Source organism: Maribacter sp. Asnod2-G09 (assembly GCF_045063795.1).
Classification (GTDB): Bacteria; Bacteroidota; Bacteroidia; order Flavobacteriales; family Flavobacteriaceae; genus Maribacter.
Genome location: NZ_JBEFOA010000005.1, coordinates 959,833 through 971,302, shown reverse-complemented (window position 1 = coordinate 971,302; position 11,470 = coordinate 959,833). Strand labels below are relative to the sequence as shown.

7 protein-coding genes and 1 pseudogene are annotated in these 11,470 nt (G+C 36.5%); 1 reads left to right on the top strand and 7 read right to left on the bottom strand.

Annotated features, from left to right (window positions below; all coding sequences use genetic code 11):
* Window positions 1-238: 238 nt before the first annotated feature.
* The 7 genes and pseudogenes from arsS to ACJJVT_RS16205 form a co-directional block, all read right to left on the bottom strand.
* Entirely contained in the window at window positions 239-1,294 is a 1,056-nt protein-coding gene (gene arsS / locus ACJJVT_RS16235) for an arsenosugar biosynthesis radical SAM (seleno)protein ArsS (protein ID WP_405400091.1), read from the bottom strand.
* 212 nt (window positions 1,295-1,506) lie between these two features.
* On the bottom strand, window positions 1,507-1,842 hold the full coding sequence (locus tag ACJJVT_RS16230) for an arsenosugar biosynthesis-associated peroxidase-like protein (protein WP_081819435.1): 336 nt from the start codon (window positions 1,840-1,842) through the stop codon (window positions 1,507-1,509).
* A 234-nt stretch (window positions 1,843-2,076) separates the two neighbouring features.
* A pseudogene (locus ACJJVT_RS16225) lies at window positions 2,077-2,712 on the bottom strand (metallophosphoesterase family protein); the annotation flags it as partial.
* On the bottom strand, window positions 2,697-4,088 hold the full coding sequence (locus tag ACJJVT_RS16220) for a sodium:solute symporter family transporter (protein WP_405400090.1): 1,392 nt from the start codon (window positions 4,086-4,088) through the stop codon (window positions 2,697-2,699). The gene ACJJVT_RS16220 and the pseudogene ACJJVT_RS16225, both read right to left, overlap by 16 nt.
* Before the next feature lie 92 nt (window positions 4,089-4,180).
* Window positions 4,181-5,614, bottom strand: a complete 1,434-nt coding sequence (locus ACJJVT_RS16215) for a SusD/RagB family nutrient-binding outer membrane lipoprotein (RefSeq protein WP_405400089.1) — start codon at window positions 5,612-5,614, stop codon at window positions 4,181-4,183.
* A 10-nt stretch (window positions 5,615-5,624) separates the two neighbouring features.
* Window positions 5,625-8,828 (bottom strand): SusC/RagA family TonB-linked outer membrane protein, encoded by a 3,204-nt coding sequence (locus ACJJVT_RS16210; RefSeq protein WP_405400088.1) that lies wholly within the window; start codon window positions 8,826-8,828, stop codon window positions 5,625-5,627.
* 52 nt (window positions 8,829-8,880) lie between these two features.
* Entirely contained in the window at window positions 8,881-9,570 is a 690-nt protein-coding gene (locus tag ACJJVT_RS16205; protein WP_405400087.1) for a DUF2064 domain-containing protein, read from the bottom strand.
* 374 nt (window positions 9,571-9,944) lie between these two features.
* On the opposite strand from ACJJVT_RS16205, the gene ACJJVT_RS16200 reads away from it, so the two are divergent.
* Complete coding sequence (locus ACJJVT_RS16200) at window positions 9,945-11,459, top strand: Do family serine endopeptidase (protein WP_405400086.1); 1,515 nt, start codon at window positions 9,945-9,947, stop codon at window positions 11,457-11,459.
* The last annotated feature ends 11 nt before the right edge of the window (window positions 11,460-11,470 follow it).

Genomic DNA, 11,470 nt, shown 5'->3' with positions numbered 1-11,470 from the left:
CTTTTTATAGAACGTCAGATTAGTAAAAAGCATCAGGATTTCTAGATTAGATGCATTTTTTTTCGATAAACGTACATTTTATCGGTGTATAACATCGTTTTTACACTACTAAACAAACTAAGTGGTCAGTTCTGTATGTGTTGTATTTAGTTGATTTATAGTGTTATTAGGGAATTAAAAACAAAAAACCGTTCAATTTAAAGCATCAAACGGTTCTTAAATTTTGTCTCTGAATGTGTTAAGCAACAGTACCCTGACAGCTACTACCTGCACCTGCTGTACAACCATAACAATGCTGTGATATGATAATGTTTCTATCGTTCAACAAGTCTTCATTATAATCTTTAATATGTTTCACCTTACTAGCTACTTTTAAATCTAGCATTTGGTTAAAATCACAATCGTATAACCAACCATCCCAACTAATAGAAATGGTATTGGTGCACATTACATTTTCTACTGCAGAGGGGTTATAAGCTTCTACTAAAGCATACATATAATCTTCATAATTCTCCGACGCTATTAAATAATCCAAGAAACGTGCAATGGGTAAATTCGTGATGGCAAAAAGATTATGGAATTGAATGTCAAAATCCTCTTTTAAGGCTTTTTTGAAATCCTTTTCCATTGCTGCTTGATCACCTGGTAGGTATGCCCCCGACGGATTATAAACCAAATCTAACCGGAGTCCGCTACCTGGCAAACCATAACCTCTTTCGTTTAGTTCTTGCAATGCTTTGATCGACTTATCAAAAACTCCGTCTCCTCTTTGCTTATCCGTTTTACCACGGGTATAGTGCGGCATGGAAGAAATTACATGTACGTTATGCTTTTTAAAGAAATCTGGTAAATGATAATATTTCTTGTTAGCTCTAATTATGGTAAGGTTAGAACGAACAATAAAGTCTTTAATACCGGCTTTTGCAGCTTCTTCTACGAACCATTCAAAATCAGGATTCATTTCTGGTGCACCACCGGTTAAATCTAAGGTGTGAGCTCCTGTATTTTTGATGACCTCTAAACACTGCTGCATTGTTTCACGCGTCATAATCTCTTTACGATCCGGACCAGCATCTACGTGGCAGTGCTCACAAACCTGATTACACATGTAACCCACATTGATTTGCAAGATTTCCAGCTTTTTAGGTCGTAACGGGAAGTGACCAATTTCGGCAATCTTATCTTTAAAATAAGGAAGCTCTCCATCAGCAAATATGCCTCCGTTCAATATTTCTAATTGTTTGTTGGAAACTGCTAATTCGTTCCCTTTAGCTTTTAATGATTTTGTAGCCATTTTTTAGTTGTTCGTTGTTCGTTGTTCGTTGTTGGCATTTTGTAAATGCTTCAAACTTTAACATGACAACAATTAATTACTTTTTCTTAACCGTGGATATTCATAATGAATATTCCATTTGCAATATTTTTTAAACTAGCTTTAATTTCAATGTATTTATTATTAAAGAAGGCTGCTACCAACAACCATCAACGAATAACCAACAACGAAATTTACATGGACAATTTATTATACTTATTCATCATCTGTACACCATGCACTAATGTCGCTCCGCTTTCTATGGCTGCACCAACATGTACTGCTTCCATCATCTCTTCTTTCGTAATCCCTTTTTGCAATCCGTCTTTGGTATAGGCATCAATGCAATACGGACACTTAACTACATGCGAAACTGCTAATGCAATTAGGGACTTTTCCCTAGCACTTAGTGCGCCTTCTTCGAAAACCTTACCATAATAATCGAAAAATTTAGTTCCAAGCTCTTCGCTCCACTCTGTTATTTTTCCGAATTTTCTTAAATCTGCTGGATCATAGTACGTATTTGCCATCTTTTTTTGTGTTTTAGGTTTTATTGAATCTTTTTGTTCTTGGTTAAAATGAATCGGAATTCCCTGTCCCATTTTTTCGATTTCAGGGAGTATTTCCATATTGTCCCAAACGCCAGAGGTAAGTGTATCGCCATAGGCTTCAGGAAGGTAATTTTTATACATTAACTGTTGTGCGGTTTCGGCATCATATTCGAATGAATGATGGCTATAGGTAACTTCTCCGTCCTCGATATTCAGAATCATATACCAAACTCGAGTAGTGCCGTCATTTGCCGGCATACCAATAACACCAGGATTCAACCATAAATTTTCCTTTATAGTTTGATGAAAAGGTAAACCACAATGACCAGCAATGATTATATCACTATTGGTCTCTTGAAAACAACGTTCTTTACTTTCTGTGGCGTTTGATTTGAATACAAATTCTGAAGTATTACCATAGTTTCCATGGACTACTGTAACTTTTTTGCTGCCATAGTCAAAACTGATGTATTCTGGTATTTGCTTCATCCAAGCTAAAGACTGTTGCGATAAATGTCCCTTTGTATACGGAAACCACATTTTAGAAAAATCGTCGCAACGGCTACCACTCTTAAAATCGCAACCACAATCTTCGCTATCATTGGCAAGTTGTAATTCTACATTGCCAGCAATACTAAGTGCACCCCATTTTTGAAACAGTTGCACCGTTTCTTCAGGTTGTGCGCAGTAACCGGTAATATCACCGGTACTTATACAGTTCTCTGGTTGAATTCCCGCCTCTTCGGCTATCGAAATCAGTTGCTCTAAAGCTTGTAGATTACTATACACGCCACCAAAAAGCAATAGCTTTCCGTTCTTGGCACCAATATGTTTTATTTCTTTATCCATGTAGGTATTATATAAACGAATAGGCAACATAAAATGCCCCAAAAATTAATCCAAAGTAAATCGGCATACTTGCCGGTCGTGAAAATCAAATCGTCTGGAAACCAGTTAAAAATTAAAAGGAACCCAAATAGCAATCCTATAAAAACGCTTAGGTGAAAACTAATTTTGGGTGCTTTATCCTTCCAAAAAAGGAATACAGGAGTTAGCCCTATAACCATGGTTCCACTAATTGTCGTAGCAGATAATATTTCTGCATCTAAAAAAACTGGTATGGTGCCTAAAACAGCAATTGCTACCATAGACCAACGACCAAATTTTAATGTATTCCCTAAGTTTAAATCTAATGCCAATAATTTTGAAAATGATGAAAATGTGGAGTCTAAGGTAGATGCTGCTGAGGTTATCATGATGAAATTGATGACTAACAATATTACGGTTCCAAATGCCTTACCAACTTGTACTGCAGCCTGACCTTGCATACCTTGAGACTGGGCATAAACGCCAATAATGCTAAATAAAATGATACAAATAGCACCTAGTACACTTGCCCATAAAAAACTTTTCAATGTTACTTTCGGACTACTGATAAAACCTCTGTCTGTCAATACAGGGTCATGAAAGGGATAGCTGAAAGATTGCAATAGGGCTGCGAACAATAAATTTAAACCTGTTTCAAATGACCAAATACCTGAATTAACGACTTCGGTAGTGGTGATGGCATTATCCTTCCCGAAAATAGTGAACAGTATTACCGCTAAAAGAATGGAAAATAGCCCCATTTGGACAACATCGGTAAAAATGGAACTGCTCATGCCACCTTTTAGAACATAAGCTAATGTTAGTGCTGTAAATACTAAAATGGACCAATAATATGGACTGGTACCCATATCGCCAAAGTAGGATCCGATAACCATGGTATTGCTCCATACCTCATTAAATAAGCGAAATGCTATTAAAATAGAAAAAATATTTACTGCTGATTTACCAAATTTAGAGGATAAGAAATGATGAATACTAGTGTACTTTCCATGTAGTCTCATCTTATAAATTACAAGACCCGCTACGGCAAATGATAGATAATACCCAGCATAAGCAACACCACCAACAATACCAAAGTCTAACCCTAAATTTGCGGCGTTGGTTATGCTTTTGGCGAATATCCAAGAGATGATTAAGCTACCCATTAACATGAAGGCATTGGGCGCTTTCTTCTTTTGAACCGCTTTAAAAAACTGATTGGTATCTTTTGCCCACGGAGAAAGGAAGAACAACACCAAACTTGATGCTATTATTAATCCCCATTGCAGCAAAGCTAAAAGCCCCCCAGCCCCCGAAGGGGGAGTTTCATAAAATGCTATGATACTGGTGTAACTCATTAAATTATATTTCTTTTCAATGTTTCAATTAGTTAAAACTTCTTCTCATTTAGTGAAGCTAAAGGAGGACTTTTTAATTCCCCCTTTGGGGGTTAGGGGGCATCATCATCCCACCAAACAGCCACATTTATACTATTGCCTTCCGTTTTATTTGAAGCTTCGGTATAATTGGCATTATTTAAAGCTTCTTCTTCAGCAGGGTAAGGCATGCGAATCGGAATCAAATCATTGTTCAAACTAGCCGAGATTGTTTTCAATTGAGGAAAACCTGTTCTACGATAGTCAATCCATCCTTCATAACCGTTAATGCTATTTGCAATCCATTTTTGAGTAATGATATTCTCTAAAGCGTCTCCATTACTTAAAGCTCCGTCAACGGTTAAATAATCAGCCGGTAAATCTACTTGCCAATATTCAAAGGCTTGTGTTACGCCCATATTATAAAGTGTTTCGGTATCGGCAGCTATAAGACCTTTTTCTGCAGCTTCCGCTAATAGAAAGTGAGTTTCCATGCTTGTCATGAAGTTGGCGTCTAAAAGTCCTGTATTCTCTCTGAAAATAGCGCCTAATAAAGAGTAATCAGCTAAGGATACTCCGGCAGAAGCATCAATCCCATTTAATAATCCATTATAACCACCATTTGTACTATTTGCAAATGGTTGATACAATTGTGCGATACGTGGGTCGTTTAAATCTGTCAAAATTTCATCCATCGTTTCAGAAAGCACGTAATTATTAAAATCACCAACCCTAAGTTGTGCGAGTCTAAAGCTATTCGGCTCACTATCGGTAAAGTTGAAAATGGCATTTTCGCTGTTATCGTCAATGAAATTACCTTCACTTGCGATTGCCTGCAATTGAGAAGCAACATCCATTTTACTTGAAACACGCATTAAATATTTAATCTTTAACGAATTTGCAAAACGGATCCATCCGTCTAAATCGCCATTGAATAAAATATCACCTTCTAACGCTATGGTTCCCGTATAGTTCTGTATGGCTAAAATTCCTTTATCTAGATTATCGAATACACCATCTTCATCCATATAAATAGATTCTTGAGTGTCGTAGGTGGGAGTCACGGTTTCAGTATCTCCTTTAAATGCTTCGGAATAAGGAACGTCACCAAATAAATCTGTTAAGCCAGCCGCCATATACGCTTTCATAATTCTTGCGGGACCTTCATAAACAGTATATGCAGTATTCTCTTGAGATAGATTCAGAATAATTTCATTATCACGTAAATTCTGATAGAATATAGGCCACGGATTCCCTCCCAGTTGCGGCGACTTTAAATCATGACGATCAAACAGGTTAAAATCTAATGCCGTGCTGTATTGACCCAAGAGATTGCCTGCCGTAAAACCTTCATAAGACATTTGTTCACCAAAGTCATAGATAACCTGTCTTAACAATAGGCTTGGTTGTACCGTAACCGGATCGTTGGTGTTCGTATTAATTTCTTCAAAATCTTTTGTGCAGCCAACGACCAACAACAAGATTAGAATGGTATATATATGTTTCATCTTCTTTTTCTTAAAAATTAAATCCGGCTTTGAAACCAATGCTTCTGGTGGTGGCGTATGACATGTCTTCTACACCGCTAATAAATCCTTGTCCCTGAACAGCTAATTGCTCTGGATCAAAATGCGGATTCTCTGTAATTGCAAATAGGTTTTTTCCAATAAGTGATAGACTCAATGTTGCATCTTGATTGAAAAGACTAAGATTGTCAAACGTATAACCAATGGATACTTGACGCAGCTTTAAAAAGGAAGCATCATAGGTATTGTTTTCCTCGTGGTTTCTGTCATAAAACTGACGGTAGTAACTTTCTGCCGTTACAGCAACGGTATTTTGTGTATAAACAGGATTATCTGTAGTACCTGTATTCACAACGCCTTCGGGAACAATTCCTTCTTCTGGTCTGTTTGCTGTTTCTGCCAACTGACCCCCAACATTACCCAAAGCTCTTGTTCTGGAAACTATGATTCCGCCTTGTCGCCAATCGAAAAGGAAACCCATATTCCAGTTTTTATAATTGAATTGATTATTAAAACCTAACATAAAATCGGGATTGTAATTCCCTAATTTTTGGAGTTCGTTATCAGGTATGTATCTACCCTCATCCGTAAGGATAAAATCGCCATTTTCATTTTTCAAATATCCAGTTCCGTATAGATCACCAACGCGACCACCTTCTTCTGCCTGTAAAAATACCGTTTGGTTTTGACTGTCGTAAATTCTAGAGTATGCCAGTGTTAGTCGTCCTTCATCTTGTGGTAAACTTTCTACCGTTGATTTATTCGTGCTAAAATTTAAGGTGCTGTTCCATTTTAAATTCTGACTTATAACAGGCGATATACCTAAAATAATTTCTACTCCTTTAGAACGAACTTCACCACCATTAACCACTTGCTGCGTATAACCTGAGGAAATACCTATGGGCAAAGAAATGATTTGGTCTTTGGTCAATGCATTATAGTAAGAAACATCAAATCTTAGTTGGTCGCCAAACAAACGAACATCTGCGCCTACTTCGAATGATGATGTTAATTCTGGTTGTAGATTAGCATTTGCAATCGTGTTTGAATTACTGAAAGTAGGTTGACCATTAAACGGTGTCTGCGCTACAAAAGCACCTGTAGTCTGATACGGATTTGTATCATTACCAACCTGTGCCCAACTTGCCCTTAGTTTTGCAAATGAAATTGCTTTAGGTAAAGCAACCACTTGAGATAATATAAAACTGCTGGATACCGATGGATAAAAGAATGAGGTATTATCTACTGAAAATGGAGTTGCCAAAGCACTAGACCAATCGTTTCTGCCTGTGACATCCAAAAAAAGGTAATCTTTGTACCCGAATTTTGCTAAACTGTAAAAACTGTTTATTCTTTTATTCGATTCAAACTCGAATACTTCAACAGGTGAAGCTGCATTAGATAATCTAAATATGCCTGGTTGTGCTAAGCTTGTGGTTTGCGCTTGTGAGGTGAATGCCTTTTGATCTAAACGATTTCCGCCGAGGGATACATCTACCTTAAAGTCATTGAATTGATTTGTATAGTTCAACAAGAAATCGGTGTTCACTTCTCTATAGAAAACATCATGCTCTGCATAAGCGCCATTAGAAAAACGATTAGAACTATAGGCTCTTTTCAGTTGGCGTAGTTCGCTAGAATAATCCATTCCGGTTCGTATAGATGCCGTTATATGCGCTGTAATATCATAGCTAGCGGAGATGTTTCCGAAAACACGATCTCTATTGAACGAATTGGTATTTTCATTAAGAATAAAATACGGATTATCGAAAAACGTATAATTATATGAGTACTGTTGTATGCCTTCTAAACCGGGTTGCCAGTAGTTTTTTAAATTTTCAATGTTTAAAGAGCGCGGACCCCAAGCAACTAAAGAATAATTGGCATTTTCAGATCCATACCCATTAGAAGGTCTATTATCACTATTAGAATTGATATAACTGATAGATGAATTGATGCGTAATTTATCAATCGGTTGAAAATTTAAACGTGCACTTACGGTTTGTCGGTCTAAATTAACTCCCGGTATTATAGACTCACTTCTTAAATCCGTAAACGAAAGACGATAGTTACCTTTTTCAAATCCGTTAGAAATAGCGATATTATTAATTAACGTTGTTCCGGTTTCATAGAAATCCTTCAAGTTATCAGGGTTCGATTTAAATTCCGTTGGTGTAATTGTATTCCCATTATAAAGCGCAGTATCGCCACCGCGAACAATGGTACCATCTGCCAATGTCACGGGACTATCATATTGAGGAATAAGGTTACCAACATCTAAACGAGGTCCCCAACTGTAGGTTATTAAATCATTGGTTCCACCACCTAATCCGTCTACAAAAGCAAACTCACCAGAATTCCCTTGTCCGTATTCATTTTGAAAATCGGGTAATTGAAATGCTGAATCTACAAAGAAACTGGTGTTGTAGCTCACACCTAATCCTTTCGAATTCTTCCCGCTTTTGGTTTCTATGATTATGACTCCATTAGATGCTCTTGTACCGTACAATGCCGCCGCACTAGGTCCTTTTAATACTGATACTTCGGCAATATCATCAGGATTCACATCCATAGCGCCATTTCCAAAATCAATTTCTTGAAATCCGGCTGCTGCTTCATTGGTAAAGTTGAAGACTGAGTTGTTATTTATCGGCACACCATCTACAATAAACAGCGGATTGTTATTCGAGAAAGAAGCTTCTCCACGAATAGTAATTTTTGAGGAAGAACCAACGCCAGTTGCGCCTTGGTTAATAGTTACACCTGCTAATTTCCCCGAAAGGTTATCCAAGAAATTTACAGATTTTACCTCCGTAACTCCCTTGGCATCTAAACTTTGAACGACATAACCCAATTCTTTTGTTTCTCGCTTTAATCCTAATGCAGTCAATACTACTTCGTCTAAAATTTCAGAAGAATCATTTAAAGTTATATTTATGGTTCGTCTATTGTTTATAGAAACTACTTGAGTTTCAAATCCTAAAACGGAGAATTCAATTTCGCCTGATAGGTTGGGTACATTTATATTATAAAAACCATTTTCATTGGTAGTCGATCCAGTAACGGTGCCAGACAATAGAATATTTACGTATGGTATCGTATTCCCATCGGTATCTTTAACAATACCTGTAATTGTTTCTTGAGCATTGACCATGTTTATCATAAACAATGTCAACACTAGTAATAAGTGTTTCATATATAGCTTTGGACTGAGTTTTCATTTACCCAACTATTGGATAAAGGGGGATTTAGATAAATGAAACTACAGGGGAGCCTTTATTGTAAAGAAAGCTATTAGGTAATAGAGTTGAGAAGTTCTGTTTAGCGTAGAATAGACTTCTGTTTCTTATTAATAAACCTATAATCAACAATAACAAAGTGGATGATAGACCAAAGGAAAACGATAGTATGGAATGTAAATCTCTTTCGTTATCCAAATCCTGTAGAACAGGTAATTTTATTAATTCAGACGATTCTTCTTGTAACCACAATGAAATTTGGTGGTATAAGCTGAATCGTTGCCATGGTAAATTTTGAAATTCAGCAACATCGAAGTTAGATTTTTGTAAACCTAATAAATAGAAACCGCCATCAATAGAAGGACCAATTACAGTTTTACCTAAAGCTAATTGATTAGCAGTATGTTTAAGATGTTGTGTTTTTAAATGGGGAGTATCATTACCAATGGTAATTAAATTAGAAAATCCTTTATCAAAAACAGTAGCAATAGCATTTGTAAAACGTTCGCCAAAAGTAGCGCCAACTTGATTTTTATCTGAAAAATGAAAAACAGGTAAACCTGTGTTTTTTGCTTTTTTAAGAGTGGTTTTGGTTAGTACATCAAATAATTGCTCACCTTTAGGAATTGACTTATTCGCCAAGTCTTCTTTGGCGGAATTGGCAAATACCAAAATTGCAGTAGTACCCTGTGAATTCAATTAAATTTTCTTTCTCGTTGTTAAACTTACGTAAAAATAAAGCAAAGGTTTTCTAAGTATAACTAATTTGTATCATTAAAATAGACGAAATATCTTACTTTAAGTCAAAATGTCAGTTTTAGACCATGTGGTCGGTTTTAAGTCCCCTATTTATTATCCTACTTTTCATATTCGACTATAAACATGCCCATAAATCGGATTAGTAACTTGTTTTTAATGTCTATTTTGACAAAAATTTAAGGTTACAAACTGCTTAGTCTAAAAAATCCCTTAAAATTTCAAAAAGTTTTAGATATTTTTTAGCATTGACAGACATAGACATGGCATAGCTCTTGCCATTAAGACATCAGAAGAATTTTAAAAATTAATTATATATGAAATCAGACACAAATACCAAAGGCGCTTGGAAGGTTTACCTCTTCTCAGCGGTTATTGCCCTTGCAGTTAGTTTAGGGGTAATACAATTGAACAAACAAAACGAAAAAGAAAACACAGGAGTAACGGTGGTTGAATCTGTTCCTGGTGCACATGCGTTGTATACAAAGGATAACGAAGGAAATATTAAACCGTTAGATTTTACCGATACTTCAGAGAAGGTTCTAGATGCTGTGGTGCATATTAAATCAACCCAAACGGGATCATCCTATCAAAATCAAGGAGCTAGGGAATTGCCAGACCCTTTTAAAGAGTTTTTTGGTGATATGTTTAAAGGACAATCTCCAGAAGGTACGAGTTCGCAACCTAGGGTTGGTACGGGATCAGGAGTTATCATTAACGACAAAGGTTATATAGTAACCAATAATCATGTAATTGACAATGCAGATGAGGTTGAGGTTACCTTATATAACAATCAATCGTACAAGGCTACCGTAATAGGTACGGATCCAACTACAGATTTAGCACTTTTACAGATTAAGGCTGACAATCTTAAAACTATGTCATTGGTAAATTCAGATGATGTAGAAGTAGGTGAATGGGTGTTGGCTGTAGGTAATCCGCTTGGATTAAATTCAACGGTTACTGCAGGTATCGTTAGTGCCAAAGCAAGAAATATTCATATTAATGCCGATAAATTTGCCGTAGAAAGTTTTATACAGACAGATGCAGCTATTAACCCTGGTAACAGTGGTGGTGCGCTAGTGAATCTTGACGGTAATTTGGTCGGAATTAATACGGCTATTGCTAGTACAACCGGTACTTACACAGGTTACGGATTTGCAGTACCTAGTAATATAGTTACCAAAGTGGTTGAAGACCTTTTAAAATATGGTGACGTGCAACGTGGTATGCTAGGGGTAACCATTAGAACTATGGATAGTAACTTGGCCAAAGAGAAAGATGTTGATTTTACCAAAGGAGTTTGGGTAGAGCAAGTAGGTGAAGATAGTGGTGCAGATTTGGCAGGTATTGAATCTGGAGATATTATTATTAGTGTAAATGGTAAAGAAACGGCTACATCACCAAGACTGCAAGAAATTATTGCAGGTAAACGACCAGGTGATAAAGTGACTATTGTAGTAAATAGAAACGGTAAAGAAAAAGAGCTAGATGTAGAGCTTCATAACTCTCAAGGTGGTACCAATATTATAAAGAAGGAAGATAAAGAAGTATTCAACCTACTTGGAGCCGATTTTGAGAATGTCGATAAAGAGTTAGGAAAGAAGTTTGGTTTAGACGGTGCTGTTCAGGTTACTAAATTATATCCTGGGAAAGTCAAGAAAGAAACCCAAATGCGTGAAGGGTTTATTATTACGCATATTGACGGTAAACGTGTAAAAGATATTGATGATGTAGCATCTGCGCTTGAGGGTAAAAAAGGTGGAGTTATGTTAGAAGGTATTTATGAAGACGGAAGTAAATATTATTATGCCTTCGGATTAGATTCATAGTCCGCATTAAT

What these genes read in the sequence shown, in the direction of transcription:
- arsS (WP_405400091.1), bottom strand. Translation starts at nt 1,294, where the DNA reads ATGGCTACAAAATCATTAAAAGCTAAAGGGAACGAATTAGCAGTTTCC.
- ACJJVT_RS16230 (WP_081819435.1), bottom strand. Translation starts at nt 1,842, where the DNA reads ATGGCAAATACGTACTATGATCCAGCAGATTTAAGAAAATTCGGAAAA.
- ACJJVT_RS16220 (WP_405400090.1), bottom strand. Translation starts at nt 4,088, where the DNA reads ATGAGTTACACCAGTATCATAGCATTTTATGAAACTCCCCCTTCGGGG.
- ACJJVT_RS16215 (WP_405400089.1), bottom strand. Translation starts at nt 5,614, where the DNA reads ATGAAACATATATATACCATTCTAATCTTGTTGTTGGTCGTTGGCTGC.
- ACJJVT_RS16210 (WP_405400088.1), bottom strand. Translation starts at nt 8,828, where the DNA reads ATGAAACACTTATTACTAGTGTTGACATTGTTTATGATAAACATGGTC.
- ACJJVT_RS16200 (WP_405400086.1), top strand. Translation starts at nt 9,945, where the DNA reads ATGAAATCAGACACAAATACCAAAGGCGCTTGGAAGGTTTACCTCTTC.